At 50.2% G+C, this 16,270-nt stretch carries 16 protein-coding genes; 6 read left to right on the forward strand and 10 right to left on the reverse strand.

The features are described 5' to 3' along the window. Positions 1-51 precede the first annotated feature (51 nt). On the reverse strand, positions 52-1,731 hold the full coding sequence (locus GOU96_RS13610; protein ID WP_267780726.1) for an SWIM zinc finger family protein: 1,680 nt from the start codon (positions 1,729-1,731) through the stop codon (positions 52-54). 222 nt (positions 1,732-1,953) lie between these two features. Here GOU96_RS13610 and GOU96_RS13615 point away from each other — a divergent pair, with 222 nt between their 5' ends. After that, the gene (locus tag GOU96_RS13615) at positions 1,954-2,637 is read left to right on the forward strand and encodes a VC0807 family protein (protein WP_267780728.1); all 684 of its coding nucleotides are present in this window, start codon (positions 1,954-1,956) and stop codon (positions 2,635-2,637) included. 67 nt (positions 2,638-2,704) lie between these two features. On the opposite strand, the gene GOU96_RS13620 is transcribed toward GOU96_RS13615, so the two are convergent. Then, positions 2,705-4,321 carry an NAD(P)/FAD-dependent oxidoreductase gene (locus GOU96_RS13620; protein WP_114811708.1) on the reverse strand — a complete coding sequence of 539 codons (1,617 nt, stop codon included), beginning with the start codon at positions 4,319-4,321 and terminating at the stop codon, positions 2,705-2,707. A 246-nt stretch (positions 4,322-4,567) separates the two neighbouring features. Here GOU96_RS13620 and fdxA point away from each other — a divergent pair, with 246 nt between their 5' ends. Beyond that, the gene (gene fdxA / locus GOU96_RS13625) at positions 4,568-4,891 is read left to right on the forward strand and encodes a ferredoxin FdxA (RefSeq protein WP_000896327.1); all 324 of its coding nucleotides are present in this window, start codon (positions 4,568-4,570) and stop codon (positions 4,889-4,891) included. 146 nt (positions 4,892-5,037) lie between these two features. Here the strand turns inward: fdxA and GOU96_RS13630 are convergent, their stop codons facing one another. The 8 genes from GOU96_RS13630 to citC form a co-directional block, all read right to left on the reverse strand. After that, on the reverse strand, positions 5,038-5,772 hold the full coding sequence (locus GOU96_RS13630; RefSeq protein WP_000624132.1) for an RNA methyltransferase: 735 nt from the start codon (positions 5,770-5,772) through the stop codon (positions 5,038-5,040). A gap of 115 nt (positions 5,773-5,887) precedes the next feature. Next, on the reverse strand, positions 5,888-6,286 hold the full coding sequence (locus GOU96_RS13635; protein ID WP_000014289.1) for an ACT domain-containing protein: 399 nt from the start codon (positions 6,284-6,286) through the stop codon (positions 5,888-5,890). A gap of 346 nt (positions 6,287-6,632) precedes the next feature. Continuing rightward, positions 6,633-7,574: a triphosphoribosyl-dephospho-CoA synthase CitG gene (gene citG / locus GOU96_RS13640; protein ID WP_000154857.1), complete on the reverse strand. Its 942-nt coding sequence runs from the start codon at positions 7,572-7,574 to the stop codon at positions 6,633-6,635. Next, a complete protein-coding gene (gene citX / locus GOU96_RS13645; protein ID WP_000018094.1) occupies positions 7,552-8,088 on the reverse strand; it encodes a citrate lyase holo-[acyl-carrier protein] synthase in 537 nt (178 codons plus the stop codon). Before citX ends, citG begins: the two co-directional genes overlap by 23 nt. Beyond that, the gene (citF, locus tag GOU96_RS13650) at positions 8,085-9,614 is read right to left on the reverse strand and encodes a citrate lyase subunit alpha (RefSeq protein ID WP_113628955.1); all 1,530 of its coding nucleotides are present in this window, start codon (positions 9,612-9,614) and stop codon (positions 8,085-8,087) included. Before citF ends, citX begins: the two co-directional genes overlap by 4 nt. Before the next feature lie 10 nt (positions 9,615-9,624). Beyond that, the gene (citE, locus tag GOU96_RS13655; protein WP_000164137.1) at positions 9,625-10,500 is read right to left on the reverse strand and encodes a citrate (pro-3S)-lyase subunit beta; all 876 of its coding nucleotides are present in this window, start codon (positions 10,498-10,500) and stop codon (positions 9,625-9,627) included. Beyond that, positions 10,497-10,793, reverse strand: coding sequence for a citrate lyase acyl carrier protein (gene citD / locus GOU96_RS13660; protein WP_000684015.1), 297 nt, complete (start codon positions 10,791-10,793; stop codon positions 10,497-10,499). The genes citE and citD overlap by 4 nt, the downstream gene beginning before the upstream one ends. 51 nt (positions 10,794-10,844) lie before the next feature. Further along, positions 10,845-11,900: a [citrate (pro-3S)-lyase] ligase gene (gene citC / locus GOU96_RS13665; RefSeq protein ID WP_042987823.1), complete on the reverse strand. Its 1,056-nt coding sequence runs from the start codon at positions 11,898-11,900 to the stop codon at positions 10,845-10,847. Positions 11,901-12,176: 276 nt separating this feature from the next. Here citC and citS point away from each other — a divergent pair, with 276 nt between their 5' ends. The 4 genes from citS to GOU96_RS13685 all read left to right on the forward strand — a co-directional run. Further along, positions 12,177-13,523 (forward strand): citrate/sodium symporter CitS, encoded by a 1,347-nt coding sequence (gene citS, locus GOU96_RS13670; RefSeq protein ID WP_001003394.1) that lies wholly within the window; start codon positions 12,177-12,179, stop codon positions 13,521-13,523. After that, positions 13,516-13,890 (forward strand): OadG family protein, encoded by a 375-nt coding sequence (locus GOU96_RS13675; protein WP_000483003.1) that lies wholly within the window; start codon positions 13,516-13,518, stop codon positions 13,888-13,890. The genes citS and GOU96_RS13675 overlap by 8 nt, the downstream gene beginning before the upstream one ends. An 18-nt stretch (positions 13,891-13,908) precedes the next feature. Further along, complete coding sequence (gene oadA / locus GOU96_RS13680; RefSeq protein WP_267780733.1) at positions 13,909-15,708, forward strand: sodium-extruding oxaloacetate decarboxylase subunit alpha; 1,800 nt, start codon at positions 13,909-13,911, stop codon at positions 15,706-15,708. A 15-nt stretch (positions 15,709-15,723) separates the two neighbouring features. Further along, positions 15,724-16,270: sodium ion-translocating decarboxylase subunit beta (locus GOU96_RS13685; protein WP_324701979.1), on the forward strand; the 547-nt coding region annotated here is incomplete at its 3' end.

Raw genomic sequence — 16,270 nt, forward strand, 5'->3', positions numbered from 1 at the left:
CCTACCTGCACTCCAAGTTGTTTGGGTATAATAGCAACCAGAAGAGAACCACTAAACCTGCTTTGGATAGTGTTTTTTCAATAAGTTATGCATATTTCGCTTACGTTTGTAGGCTTCTGCCAGAGCGGTGATTTCGAGATAAAAATCGGCCAACACGGTGGGATTTTTGGCTAATAAACGCTCGATACGTTGTAGATGGTGAATCGCATTTTGATAACCTTGGTTGCTGGTTTGTTCAATTGAAGCGCGCGCCACGCGAAGGTAGTACTGCAACGAGAGCTGAGGTTGGTTGGCAATAATGTGATCGGCCAACCTGAGTAGTACCTGACTTTCGGTGGCTCGATTGGCCACCCAATCACAGGCTTTTTTCCACGCTTGCTGCTCGATATAAAATTCGACCACATCACTACTGTTGCGGCTGATAAATCCTCGTGCATCAGCGGGTTGATAGCAGGCGATCAAGCTCTGTTCGATACGCGCTAAAAACTCCGCATCTTCAATTTGGTGTGTGGCTTTGAACGCGCTCAGCTTTTGGTAGCTATCAAAAGAGGGATTCTCAGTGAAAAGTCGGTTCGCCAACTGCCACGCTTGAGTCATTTGCCCCAAACTGAGGTAGAGGTTGACCTGCAGTTGCTCGCACTGCTGCTTTTCATAAGGGGTCGCGTGCTTTTTGGCTTTAGCTAACCAGAATTCCGCTTGATGCGGCTCTTGGTGCTCAAGGTAGAGCTGCACTATGTCCAGAAAATCGTCGCAGCGCCACGCGATTTTTTGCTTAATGGCGATGACTTCATGCCAATCCGTTGCCATGGCCAGTAGTGGTGCGGCCCACGTTTTGAGATCCCACGCGTTTTCACGGTTAAGTGGTGTGTTCTCAATGGCTTTGCGACACAAGTGTAAAAATGTTGGGTTGCTGCGCCAAACGATCGCGAAGTCGGTTTCAATAGAGGGATACACATCAAACTCATGGTGGGTCATGCGCTCAAACATCCACTGCGCTTTCTCTTCCTCACTCCACTCCAATCGGTTCAAAATCATCGGCATCTGAACATTGATCAGCGCTTCGACTCCAAAACGTTCACCGTTGGAGTCATCAATCTGCTCTAACACGCTGTTCAAACGAGTGACTGTGTGCTGGATCAGTTTCCACTGCTGATCGGTTGCAAGTTGCATCGCAACAGCAAATACCCAGTCGAGCTGCTCTTCGGCCTGTGCAAAGTAATCGCTCACGTCCCCCCAATCCCAAAGCTGTTTACGAGGGAGCGCTTGGGTAATTTTTTTCTTCAGCTCGTTATAACTGAGGCTCTGATCTTTGGGTTGTTCTTTCGCCAGTAAGGCTTGCCAAACCGACTTATCTCGCTCGAGATAATCAAGTAACATCTCGAGCCTCGCCTCTTCGCTTAATGTGCTTAGATAACGGCGGATCTGCTCACGTTCACCGTCTTCATTCTGTGATTGCTGATCGAGTAAGCAGAGGGCAACAGCCACGGCGTGTTTGCATACCGCTTGATAGTCCGACGCAGGGCAAGTGCAGCGGCTAGAGGAAACTTGACCGCCAGTAAGTTGCACGCGATAAAGTTGAGAGCCTTTCACTTCTGCGTTGACGGTATGCCCAGTGATGGTGAGCTTGCGTACCGAGCCACTTTTCGCGAGTTGTGCACCTTTCAGTAGTGAACTCTGTTCACACTGTTCAAACAGCGCTGAAATATCTAAAAACGAGGAGTGGCTAGGCATGGGCAGTTCCATTTCAAAGTTGTTTGGCTTTCTAGAGTAGAGATAGCTCAAGATGAATTGCACTTTGCCTATCGAATCCCGATGGATCAAGTCACTCTATGCAATTTTTAGCTTTACTGCCCAACACCTGCTTACAATTAACCCACCCCGCCGCCATCAATGGGCTTGAGTCAAACCGCTTCATTCGTATACTGGGCGCTCAATCACTAGGAAGTTGTTTGTATGAAATCCAACCAAAGCTTACTCAGTAATGTTCTGATCAACATTGTTATTCCAGTGGTGATTTTGAGCAAAATGAGCGGTGAAGATAACCTTGGCCCAACGTGGGCATTGATGGCCGCGTTAGCCTTTCCCCTGCTGTTTGGGGTTTACAGCTTTATTCAAGAGCGCAAAGTCAATTTTTACTCGGCGCTCGGCATGATTAGCGTGTTACTCACCGGTGGCATTGGCTTGCTGCAACTCGACCCTGCTTATATAGCCATTAAAGAAGCAGCAATTCCGGGGCTAATTTTTGTGATTCTGGTGGTCAGTAATCTGATTGGTTATCCGCTAGTGCGTAAAATGCTGCTCAATGAAGATATTGTCGATCACGACAAGCTGCACAGCGCGTTAAGCACGCCAGAGAAGAAGGCGGAGTTTGAGCGTCGGGTGAATGTCAGCTCTTATCTGATTGCGTTCTCGTTTTTTGTTTCAGCCGTGCTCAACTATGGCCTCGCGAAGTGGATTGTCAAAAGCCCTGCGGGTACGGAAGCCTTTAACGAAGAGATCGGTAAAATGACGGCGCTGAGCTTTCCGGTGATTTCACTGCCGGTGACGATTTTGATGATGGGCGCGCTGTTCTATCTGTTTAGAAGCCTTTCCAGCATCACAGGCCATAAGATGGAAGATTTTCTGCGTAGCAAGTAATTGCTTCGCTTTAATCCATCAAGATCAACAAAGGGCTCAACTGAGCCCTTTTGTTTTATTGCAAGTCTTACTCGCCTGCGAATCTCGCCATCATGTCGCGTGCGACCGCTTCTGCGACTTTGATGCCGTCAATCCCTGCTGACAAAATGCCGCCCGCATAACCGGCGCCTTCACCGGCTGGGTAGAAGCCTTTGAGGTTGATGCTTTGGAAATCTTTGCCGCGCTTGATGCACACCGGAGATGAAGTACGCGTTTCCACGCCAGTCAGCAAGCCATCTTCAGAAGCAAAGCCTTTGATTTGACGATCAAACTCAGGGATCGCTTCACGAATCGCTTCTACCGCAAAGGCAGGCAGCGCTTTGGAAAGGTCGGTAAGCTTGATGCCCGGAGTGAAAGAAGGCTGTACATCACCCAGTTCACTGGGGTTACGGCCTTTCAGGAAATCACCGATTTTCTGCGCAGGCGCATCGTAAGTTTCACCGCCCAGTTTATAGGCGTTAGCTTCCAGTTCACGTTGCAGACGAATGCCCGCCAGCGGATCGCCTGGGTAATCTTGTTCTGGCGAAATACCGACCACAATTGCGCTGTTGGCGTTACGTTCGGCACGCGAATATTGGCTCATGCCGTTGGTGACAACGCGCCCTTCTTCCGACGTTGCTGCCACCACTGTGCCGCCCGGACACATACAGAAGCTGTACACGGTGCGGCCGTTTTTACAATGGTGTACCAGTTTGTAGTCTGCCGCGCCTAGAATCGGGTGGCCGGCACTGGGTCCAAAGCGCGCTTCATCAATCATGGATTGCTTGTGCTCAATGCGAAAACCGATCGAGAAAGGCTTGGCTTCCATGTACACACCACGCGCATGCAGCATCTCAAAGGTATCACGCGCACTGTGGCCGACCGCGAGCACCACGTAACGAGATTGGATCTCTTCGCCGTTGGAGAGTGTCACGCCGGTGATTTGACCATCTTGCATGTGGATATCGTCAACGCGGGTGCTAAAACGAATTTCGCCACCCAGTTCGATGATTTTCGCGCGCATTTTTTCAATCATGGTCACCAGTTTAAAGGTACCGATGTGCGGCTTACTCACATACAAAATTTCTTCTGGCGCGCCCGCTTCGACAAACTCGGTGATCACTTTGCGTCCGTAAAAGTTAGGGTCTTTGACTTGGCTGTACAACTTACCATCGGAAAACGTACCTGCACCACCTTCACCAAACTGTACGTTCGATTCGGTATTCAGAGTACGCTTACGCCAAAAGCCGAAGGTATCTTTGGTACGCTCACGCACCTCTTTGCCGCGCTCAACGATGATCGGGTTAAAACCCATTTGCGCCAGCACTAAACCAGCAAACAAGCCACAAGGGCCAAAACCAATCACCAGTGGACGCTCAGGTAGGTTCTCAGGTGCTTTGGCGACAAATTTGTAGGACATATCCGGCGTTGGGCGCACGTGCTGATCTTTGCTGAACTTGGCGAGCAGTTTTTCTGGGTTCGCCACTTCCACATCAACGGTGTAAATCAGTTGGATATCGCTTTTTTTACGAGCATCGTAGCCACGTCTAAACAGAGTGAAAGAGAGGACTTGCTGAGCAGGAATTTTCAACTTGGCAGCAATGGCATCAAGCAGCGCGCCTTCCTCATGGTTGAGGGGCAGCTTAAGTTCAGTTAAACGTATCATGGGATGTCTCGTGGGTCATGGGTGTCTTAGCCTCACCACTGGCGTGGCGGCTCACAATGGCGCGCATTTTACGAGAATTCGCCTCCACTGTCATATTAAAAGCTTTGTCTTAAGATTCGAGCAGGAAACGCCCACCATCGAAACGGCGTGGGTTGAATTTTAGCGGCGGCGCAGTATCATCCCCGTTCTTGATTTTTGCGTACACTTTAGGTGTGCGAAACGGCTAACTAGATAGAGCGAATTGTCATGGCTTTTGTCGTCACCGATAACTGTATCCAATGTAAATACACCGACTGTGTGGCGGTATGCCCCGCGGATGCGTTCCATGAAGGGCCGAACTTTATGGTGATCAACCCGATTGAGTGCATCGACTGTGGGCTGTGTGTGCCGGAATGTACCGCGCAAGCCATTTTTCAGGAAGACGAATTGGTGGGTGACCAACGGATTTTTATCGAACTCAACGCTGAGTTGGCGGAGCATTGGCCAAATCTGACTGAAGTGAAGCCGGCGATGGAAGACGCCGCAAAGTGGGATGGCGTGCCGAACAAACTGGATATGCTGGAGAAGTAAAACCCAGCCGCGATACTGAGCGTGCAGTGCCTTAGGACAAAAAGCCTTGGGATAAGAAGCCTAGAGATGAAAAAAGCGTCGGACAGTCCGACGCTTTTTGGTTTTAGGTATGTTCGTTTTCGGTAAATTCGTTTTAGGTAAATGGATTAACTATGCTGACGGCGGATATTATCGAGAATGATCCCCGTTGCCATCGCGACATTGAGTGACTCTGCGCCGCCAAAAGCCGGTATGGTGATCTTATCCGTCACATACTGCGCCGCTTGCTCACGGATACCGTGAGATTCACTGCCCATCAGCAAAATGCCTTCCGCTTGAAAAGCAGTTTGATGCACGCTCACCCCTTCCAAAAATGCACCGTACACTGGCAAATTCGCCTTGGCTAAGTAGTCAGGTAAATCCACTTGGCTGACTTGTACGCGGCCAAAGCTGCCCATCGTTGCACTGATGGTTTTCGGGTTATACGGGTCGGCGCAATCTTGGCTGGCGATGATGTGCGAAATACCATACCAATCCGCGACACGAATAATGGTGCCCAAGTTACCGGGGTCGGAAACGCCATCCAACGCAATCATCAACCCTTGTGCTTTCGGCACCTCGATGTGTGGGATCGCCACCACCGCAATCGCGGCGTTGTTGCTCACCAAGGTGCTGACTTTGGTTAAATCATCCAAGGTCGCTTCAATACATTCGAAACCCGCTAAGGCTTGTGCGTGCTCGGCGAGAAACTCGGCGGTCGCAAAAATGTGTTGTACTTTCAGCGTGCTGTTGGTCAGCTCTAGGACGTTTTTCTCGCCCTGAACCAGAAATAAGCCGTGCGCTTTGCGCTGTTTCTTCTGCCCTAAAGCGCGAATCAATTTGAGTTGGGTTTTCGAAATCATGGTGCTGTCCGAGATAAATTCCGGCGAATTATAGTGCAAAGCCCCTACGAGCTAAAGGGGCGCGTAGGGGAAGCCATCAAACCAACACAATGGCAGCTTTCGATTGCCAAGCGCGCTAGGCTTGAGCAAACTCGCCTAATGCTTGTAATGCCTGCTGCGCTTTCTCTTTTTGCACGAAAATATGGTCGTGGTAATAACCTGCAATCACATTGGCGCTAATGCCATGCTCAGCAAGCTTAGTGGCAAACGCGGCGGTTAACCCGACGGCTTCTAAACTGGAATGCACGGTTAAGGTGATCAAACTAAACAACGCGCTGCTCTCCAGCCCTGCTTGCTGCGCCTTTTCAGCTTCCAACACTAACGTCAGCCCTTCTGGCTCACGAAAAGTGGCGATAGGCTCTAAAGATAAATAGTCACTCAGTGCCCCATCGACTGTGCAGAACACGTAATCGCCCGCCATCAGCTCTGGCGACATGGATTGCAACAACAGTTCTAAGTTTTTGATTCCTGACATTTTTCTTCACTTACTCTCTAGGTCTTTTGCTTGGCAGGCAGGATAGAAAAGCTCGCATCATAAGTATATGGAATATTTTTAATCCGTAATCAGTTCTACTAATAATTCTGGCATTAAGCCCTGTTATACCGAAACTACTTGGAGTTGCAGGTAGACGGTAAGTAAGTTCATCCCCATGAGCATAGATAAACGATGTGATTGGGGTGAACGAACGTAGCCAACACCATTGCAGCTTCAAGTAGGAAGGGGATATACAGACAATCATAACTGCGTGATTTAAGAAAAATGCAATAAAAAGCCCTGCTGTCGAGGCAGGGCAGTATGACAAATAAAATAACAGGTAAGCTTAGTGACGCACTTTAAATAACTGCACCAATTCGTAAATAAGCCAAGTGGCGGCCAATAAATCGGCGCTGCCGCCGGGGCTTAAGTGTTTTTCAATAAGCACGCTATCGAGCGCGGTAAGAGCTTGTTCGATTTCTTGATATAAAAAGCCACCTTTGGCGAGCAGTTGCTGCGCTTGTTCTTGCACAAAATGCAGCCCTGCTAATCCACCCCGTGAAACAAGATTGCTGTCGTTATTGTTGGCCATCAACACCAATAAGGTATGCCACAAGGCTTGCTCGGTGCTGGCTCCTTTGGTTAAACAGGCTTGGTAGGCTGGCAGCGCATGTTGCATCACCATCGCAAGGCCTGAAGCAGCTTCACCGCGTGCGCCAGTCAAACCATACTGGCGATAAATGCGCTCGCCTGCGGTTTCAGGTTCACAATCACGCTTGGCTTTTAGCTCATCGATAACCAAAAACTGGCACGCTTGGCGAATGGTTTCACCTATATGCTGCGCATCGATTTTGAGTTGATTGGCTTTAAGCCACCCCACCGAGCCGCAAATAAGCCCCAAGATGAAAATCATCCCTTTGTGGGTATTCACCCCTTGTGTGGCCGCAAACATGGCTTGCTCAGCTTCTATGCCTATCGGGCGTAAGGCGCTCAGTAGCTGAGCTGCCGGATTTCCCGCACTCTCCCAACCAGCACTGACAAAAGAGTGCAGATAAGGCGCGATCGCCTCGGCGCTGGCGATAAAAGTGTTGAGATCCATATCGCGATGCGCGCCATTATTGGCGGTATCCACCAAACCCGGTTTAGGGGTGAGATGCACTTCCAACATCATGGCATGGTAGGCCAGATGCCCCACTAAGCGGGGCAAGCTGAAGGTCCTTGAACCTGAAGAGGAAGACGCTTGGCTAGGCAGTTCAAGCAGCAGATCAAGCGCAGCAGGAATAGTCATGCGTCATCTCCTCAATTTTTGCCAGCAAAGCTTCGACACTGTGCCGCCGTGAGCGAGCACAGATCACCGCATCGCGTTCACACAGCAGGCAGCGCCGTCTTGGCAACTGCGCACCTTGGCGCGAAATAATATGTCCATCGACATCAATTACATCCAGATCCATCAGTCGCCCCAGCGGGTGCTCGCGTTCAATCTTCATCATGGCTTTTTTCAACATGCTGGCCGATGGAGCCTGAATCACCACAAAGGCTTCCGGCCCGGTTTTCTCCACCAGCAATTGACAAGCCACTTGCCGCCAACCCGTTTGCTGACACAGTTCTTGAATGGCACGCATACCTGCATCCATCACGGTTTGGCTGGCAGCGTTGAGCTTAACCGCGCCCGGCATATTAACCGTGAAAGAAACCAGAGGCAGTGAATGGCGTTTTAGCCACTCACCTTGTTGCCGAACCCGCACTTCTTTACGCAGAAGGAGCTGGTCCAGACTGACTGAAAGATCCGGATGGTGACTCATAGGCTTTTTACCTGCTTGATAACATCAATGATCGAACCGTCACGGTAGTGAACAAAGGCAACGGTTTTGTCTTCAAATTGCAACGGCTGGGGTTTGCCCGTCAGCAACTCGGCACGCTGTTGCAACGCTTCAATCTCGACAACGGGCAGTTGCGCCTCGATGAAACGTGCTTTCAGTTCGGGACGATTCGGGTTTACCGCGATACCTTGATCCGTCACCAACACATCAATGGTGGATCCTGGGGTAATGACGTTAGTGACCTTCTCGACAACGGTCGGAATGCGGCCACGCACCAAAGGCGCCACAATAATCGATAAGTTTGCCGCAGCCGCCGTGTCGCAGTGGCCGCCGGATGCGCCGCGAATTACCCCATCAGAGCCAGTGATCACGTTAACGTTAAACTGGGTATCAATCTCCAGCGCACTCAAGATAACCACATCCAGCCTATCCACCGCCGCCCCTTTCGAGCTTGGGTTGGCGTATTCGTTAGCAGAGATTTCGAGATGATGCGGATTGCGCGCTAACGAGCCCGCCGCCACCGAATCGAAACACTGCACATCGAGCAAGTAATCAATCAGCCCCTGCTCATGCATGTCGACCATGGTTGCGGTGATACCACCAAGGGCGAAAGAAGCGCGAATGTCTTGGCGCAGCATCTTCTCTTTCAAAAAGCGCGCAACCGCGAGCGATGCACCGCCCGAACCAGTCTGCATTGAAAAACCATCATAGAAATAGCCAGAATGCTCAATGACTTCCGCAGCGCGTTTGGCAATCAACAGCTCGCGTGGGTTGGTGGTCATGCGCGTGGCATCCCCACCAATTTTGCTTGGGTCGCCCACTTCGGCTACTTGCACCACCGCATCAACACGATCTTGAGTAATCGATGCTGGGAAATTCGGGAAACCGACGATCGCTTCGGTCAGCATCACCACTTTTTCAGCGTGCTCGGCATCAACTTTGGCATAGCCGAGTGAGCCGCAATTAGATTTGCCTTTAAAACCGTTAGCGTTGCCAAATTCATCGCAACAAGGCACACCAATAAATGCCATGTCGATGTACAGCTCACCGCTTTGGATCAAATGCACACGACCACCGTGCGAGTGAATATGTACTGGCTCATCAAGCAGGCCGTTAGAAATGCTGTCGGCCAGCGCTCCGCGGATCCCTGAGGTGTAAATCTTGCTCACCACGCCGTTTTTGATGTGTTCAATCAAAGGCGAATGACAAGAGGTCAGCGAGCTTGAGGCGAGCGTGAGGTTTTTAATGCCCAATTCAGCAATCACCTCCATCACCAGATTGACGGTTTTATCGCCGCCACGAAATGCATGGTGGAAAGAGATGGTCATGCCATCTTTTAAGCCAAGATCGACAATCGCTTCGCGGATCGAACTTTTCACTTTGCGACTTTTTTTGGCTGACTCATCCAGCAGATGCGGCGTAATCGCGTGCGCTTGGGTGTAAGGCGTCAACGCGTAGCGTTCCAATTCCAGCACAGACAGAGGGTTATTTAATGTATTGATACTCATGAGATGACCTTTAGTGTTTGATGCCGGATTCAGCACGTTGCAGTGTCCAACGTGCGCGTTCGATGATGGGACCATCGACCATTTTGCCGTTAAGGGAAACCACGCCCAGCCCTTTCGCCGCGGCTTCTTCGGCGGCTTCGATGACTGCGATGGCGTGATCGACCTCTTTTTGGGTTGGAGCAAACACGTTGTGCAGCAGGTCAATCTGGCGCGGGTTAATCAGTGACTTGCCATCAAAGCCAAGCTGCTTGATGTGCTCCGCTTCACGCAAAAATCCCTCTTCGTTATTGGCATCGGAATACACGGTATCAAACGCCATGATCCCGGCAGCACGCGCCGCTTGCAGAATGGAGCAGCGCGCAAACAGCAGCTCAATGCCTTCCGCTGAACGCTGCGTGCGTAGATCGCGCACATAGTCTTCCGCGCCGAGCGCAATCCCAATCAGGCGGCGTGAGCTAAAGGCAATCTCAACCGCATTGTTGATGCCTTGCGCACTTTCAATCGCGGCCAACATACGCGTGCTGCCCACTTCTCGCCCGCATTCACGCTCGATCTGCTCGATGACTTTTTCCATCTCAATTACATCGTTGGCGTTATCGGTTTTCGGCAGACGCACCACTTTGGCTCCGCCGCGCACCACGGCATTAAGGTCTTTGATGCCGAATTCAGAATCGAGCGGATTGACCCGTACCACGGTTTCCATCTCTTGATACATAGGGTGCTGCAGCGCATGGAACACCAACATCCGCGCGGTGTCTTTTTCACGCAGCGCGACCGAGTCTTCCAGATCGAACATGATCGAATCCGGTTGATAGATAAAGGTATTGCTGAGCATGGCGGCATTCGCGCCCGGCACAAATAACATACTGCGACGAAGTTTGGTCATGATAGTTGGCTCCACTCAATGTTCTGAACATCACAAGCGCGCATCACCGCCGCCTGTACGCGCGCGCGGATCACACAATCCAGCGCACCTTTGTCTTCGATGGTGACCAGCGCATCGCGCACTTGCATCGCATCGAGGGTGTGCAGCACAACCTGACGAATCGCATGACCAAATTGCTGCTCGACGGTACTGTCTAACACCAGTTCAATACCGCCATCGTTATTGGGTTCAATCCGAACCTGAAGATCACTGGATTCCAGTGTTCCCGCAAAGGCGGGATGGGCAATTTTCATGGGTACAACCTTGTTAATGAGTTATTGGATAAAACAGTGTCAGCACCGCGCTCATACCGCTAACCGTTGCGGTGCGGTCTGTAGCGAATGTTCCGCATAGTGCTGGCAAAGGTAGGAATAGGTCGTTTTCGGCACGAGATCGGCAATCGCGGCAACGCCAAATTGTTTGAGCAAGTAACGCACGCGCGATGCTGAAATCGGCTGCGAGGCTTGCTGACTGCGCTCAATTTCAACGACTTGGATCGGCGCACTGGCATCGTGCGCTTCTTCTAGCCAGCGGCGCATGGCTTGGTTGTAGTGACGCGTCACCGTACAAATCGGCTCACTGCCGACAAAGCGGTGCGTAATGCCAAGGGCTGGCGCGATTGAATGGCGGAAAATACTTAAATCCAGCGCAGTATGGGATTGATTGACCACTTGCTGATCTTTAATAAAATAACTGGGAAATGTAGCGCGTGAAATAATATAATCTGAGCCAGAATGAATAGTTAAATTCAATAAATTTTTACTGCCTGCTTTAATCATTGCCATGCGGTCGGCATAAGAGAAATCTTTATTCTCTGCTTTTACGACAAATAAATGCACCCAATCACATTGTTCACAGGCTTGTTCAATTAAATATTGATGACCTAAGGTAAATGGATTGGCATTCATCACAATACTGCCAATTTTACGCCCAGACATTTTTAACAACTGCAACTGCTTGCAATAAACAGAAAGGCGATTAGGGCTATTTTCTAATAAAGCAATATGCGGTTCGACTTTATCGACCAAGAAAAATCCACACTGTCTGAATAAATCAATATTGGCTGGCTTAGTAAATAGAAAGAGTGAAAAACGCCCCATTTCATAAGCGAAGTTGGTTAATTCGGTCATCAGTTTGAGCGCAAAACCAGTACCTTGCAGCGCAGGAGAAACCGCGATGGACTTCAACACGTGCCCCGCAATTCCGCCGCAAGCGATGATTTGGTTTGTGCCATAAGCCACCACAAAATGCTCGACATCGTCATCCACGGTCAGCTGATGCTGGCAGAGAAACTCTTTGATCTGTAAGAGCTTGGTTCGATTCTTGGTTGAAACTCGCGAGAAGGTATAAATATCCACCATGGTCGGCTTCCTCACCTACTTTTTCTGGCTTTATTATCTAAATTCAGCCGAAAAGGTTTAATGAGGGTAATCACTTTATTTCCCGCCGTTAACGCTCTTTATGGTTTTAATGAATTTAATTCCTATCTATTTGATTTTTAGTTTTATTTTAAATTTAAACCATAAAAACCATTGAGATTTTTAAAGCCACTGGTTTGGATGACTATTTTCACAATTATCACTGACTATTTTATTTAATGTAGTAAAGGTCTTAATAACCTCATTGGACATGGAATTATGAACGAGAAAACCCTACATTTAGATAAAAAGTCCGCAGTCGTAGGTGGATTGAATCTAAGCCAAACGAAAATATTTGGCACTCCACTCCCTTTATTTTTATTTTTACTGCTCACCGTATTAGCCGCTCATTTTACTGACACTTTACCTAGCGGTCTGGTGGGTGGTTTTGCGTTTATGTTTGTCATCGGCGCAATATTTGGCGAAGTTGGCAAACGTCTACCGATTTTTAATAAATACATCGGCGGTGCGCCGGTAATGATTTTCTTGGTGGCCGCTTGGTTCGTGCACATGGGCTGGCTCAGTGATCGCGAAATCAAAACCGTGACCGAAGTGATGGATAAGAGCAAATTCTTGGATCTGTTCATCGCAGTGCTGATCACCGGCTCAATTCTGGCGGTCAACCGTAAACTGCTGATCCGCTCTCTGGCTGGCTACATTCCAACTATTCTCGCTGCGGTAGCGGGTGCTGCGGTGTTCGGTATCGCTATCGGCCTCGTATTTGGTATCACGCCTGATCGCATCATGATGCTGTACGTGCTACCGATTATGGGCGGTGGTAATGGTGCTGGCGCTATCCCGCTTTCTGAAATTTATGAATCGGTCACAGGTGGATCGAAAGAGCAATACTACTCGGTTGCTATCGCGATCCTGACTATCGCCAACATTGTCGCCATCGTCGCCGCGGCAGTCATCAACATCATTGGTGAAAAGATCCCATCCTTAACCGGCAATGGCGAACTGGTACGCAGCTCGAAACTGGATGTGAGCGAAGAAGCGAAAAACCTGACAGTGACCCACCGTGAAATCGCCATCGGTTTAATGCTGGCCGCTTGTGTGTACACCTTCTCTTATGCGCTATCGAAAGAGATTTTGCCCGGTTTTGGTTCGATTCAAATCCACACCTTTGCTTACATGGTGGTGATCATCGCCATCCTTAACGCGGCGGGTTTGTGCAGTGATGAAATCAAAGAAGGCGCGAAACGTCTATCGAATTTCTTCTCAAAACAGATGCTGTGGTTACTGATGGTCGGCGTTGGTATTGCTTACACCGATCTGGCTGAAATCATCAACGCTCTTACCTTTGCCAACGTAATCATTGCTACGGTGATTGTGCTTGGTGCGATTATCGGTGCCGCTTTAGGTGGCTGGGCGATGGGCTTCTACCCTGTTGAAGCTTCAATCACGGCAGGGCTATGTATGGCAAACCGCGGCGGCTCGGGCGACCTTGAAGTGCTTGCCGCCTCTAACCGTATGAGCTTGCTCTCTTACGCACAAATCTCTTCACGTCTGGGTGGCGGCATTGTGCTGGTCATCGCCAGCGTCGTATTCGGAATGTTTGTTTAACCCTTTAACCCTTGCTCCTTGGGATTATTTGGCGCGCTTAGCGCGCCTTTTTTTCTCTCCGTTTTCAACCCTGTTTTTACCACTGGAAGTGACCATGCAATCAACCTCACTGTTCCTCGAAGGGATTAATTTGCTGACGCTGGGGATGGGCTTTGTGTTCATCTTTCTGATTTTCTTGGTGTATGCCACGCGTGCGATGTCGCAATTGATTGTGCGTTTTGCCCCGCCGGAAGTGCCAGCCAAAACCACCAATAAAAAAGCCTCTGCCAACAAGGCCAAAGCCAACCCAAATCAAAACCAAGGTGAATTGCTCGCGGTGCTCACGGCCGCTGTCCATCACCATAAAACACAACAAAAACTATCTTAAGTGAAGGAGAAACCACAGATGACTCAGGCGATCAAACGCGTTGGTGTTACGGATGTCGTATTGCGCGATGCGCACCAATCTCTTTTTGCCACCCGTTTACGAATTGACGACATGCTGCCGATTGCGCAGCAATTAGATCAGATCGGCTATTGGTCTTTGGAATGTTGGGGAGGCGCGACCTTTGACAGCTGCATCCGCTTTTTAGGCGAAGACCCATGGCAACGCCTACGTTTACTCAAACAAGCCATGCCCAATACGCCACTGCAAATGCTGCTGCGCGGGCAAAACCTGCTTGGCTACCGCCACTATGCCGATGATGTAGTGGATACTTTTGTGGAGCGTGCGGTGAAAAACGGCATGGATGTATTTCGTGTCTTCGATGCGATGAACGATGTACGCAACATGCAACAGGCGCTGCAAGCGGTGAAAAAGATGGGCGCGCATGCGCAAGGCACGCTCTGTTACACCACTAGCCCAGTACACAATTTACAAACTTGGGTCGATGTGGCGCAGCAACTGGCGGAGCTCGGTGTCGACTCAATAGCCCTGAAAGATATGGCTGGCATTTTGACCCCGTATGCCGCTGAAGAGCTGGTGTCTACCCTGAAAAAACAAGTGGATGTCGAGCTGCATCTGCACTGCCACTCCACCGCGGGCCTTGCCGATATGACTCTGCTTAAAGCGATTGAAGCGGGCGTGGATCGAGTGGATACCGCGATTTCCAGCATGAGTGGCACTTATGGTCATCCTGCGACCGAGTCACTGGTTGCAACCTTGCAAGGTACAGGCTACGACACCGGATTGGATATTGCCAAACTCGAACAGATTGCGGCTTATTTTCGTGATGTACGCAAAAAATACCACGCCTTTGAAGGCATGATGAAAGGTAGCGATGCGCGCATTTTGGTGGCTCAGGTGCCAGGCGGCATGCTGACCAACATGGAAAGCCAACTCAAACAACAAAACGCGCTGGATAAACTCGATTTAGTGCTTGAAGAGATCCCACGCGTACGTGAAGAACTCGGCTTTTTGCCTCTGGTCACCCCTACCTCACAAATTGTCGGTACACAAGCGGTGATCAACGTGGTGCTGGGTGAGCGTTACAAAACCATCACTAAGGAAACCAGCGGTGTGCTGAAAGGAGAATACGGCAAAACGCCAGCACCGGTTAACACCGAGCTGCAAGCTCGTGTATTGGCGGGCGCAGCAGCCATCACTTGTCGCCCTGCAGATTTGATTGCCGCCGAAATGCCAACCTTGCAAGACCGCGTATTGCAGCAAGCCAAAGAGCAGCACATCACCCTCGCCGAGAATGCGATTGATGATGTGCTGACCATTGCGCTGTTTGATCAGGTAGGCTGGAAGTTTTTAGCCAACCGCCATAACCCAGAAGCCTTTGAACCTGCGCCGCAAGCAGCAAGTTCAGCCAGCACACCGAAAGCGCCAACAGAAAAAAGCAAAGTACAGCCCGTGGAAAGTCACGGTGTGTACACCATTACGGTCAACAACCAAAGCTATGTGGTGAAGGTGAATGAAGGCGGTGACCTGACGCATGTTGCTCCCGCGCCATCAGCCAATCACACACCAATCCCGAGTACAGCAGAAGGTGAAAACCTCGCCGCGCCCCTTTCTGGCAACATCTGGAAAATTCATGCCTCAGCCGGTGATGAAGTGGCCGAAGGTGATGTCTTGCTGATTTTAGAAGCCATGAAGATGGAAACCGAAATTCGCGCGCCACGTGCCGGGGTGATCAGTGCCATTGAAGTCAATGAAGGCGATGCCGTACAAGTCGGCGATGCTTTGTTGGTATTGGCGTAATCAGAGGCGGAAAGTATGGAAAATATTTTAGCCATGGTGCGTGATTTTGGCCTGTTCCACCTTCAGTGGGGACAGGGCATCATGATCCTTGTTGGGTTAGTGCTGCTCTATCTTGCCATCGTCAAACGTTTCGAGCCTTTGCTGCTGGTACCGATTGGTTTTGGTGGCATTTTATCTAACCTGCCCGATGCCGGGCTTGCCATGTCAGCCATCGAAAATGCCGTGTATGCGGCCAAGCCGGAAGTGATGACAGCGTTTTCAGAAGTGCTGCAACTTAGCTCCTACATGCCTGCCGACATCAAGCAAGCCTTGAGCAGCGCAACGCCACTGCAGATGACCACCTTGCACCTGCTTGCTGAGCAGTACCAATACAGTGATGGCATGCTGTATCTGTTTTACAGCATTGCGATTGCCTCTGGCGCTGGCCCATTAATCATCTTTATGGGCGTAGGCGCGATGACCGATTTTGGTCCTCTGCTCGCCAACCCTAAAACTCTGCTGCTCGGCGCGGCTGCTCAGTTTGGTATTTTCACCACCGTATTGGGCGCATTGGCATTAAGCA

The sequence above is a fragment of the Vibrio sp. R-1 genome, from assembly GCF_035615595.1.
GTDB lineage: Bacteria > Pseudomonadota > Gammaproteobacteria > Enterobacterales > Vibrionaceae > Vibrio > Vibrio cholerae.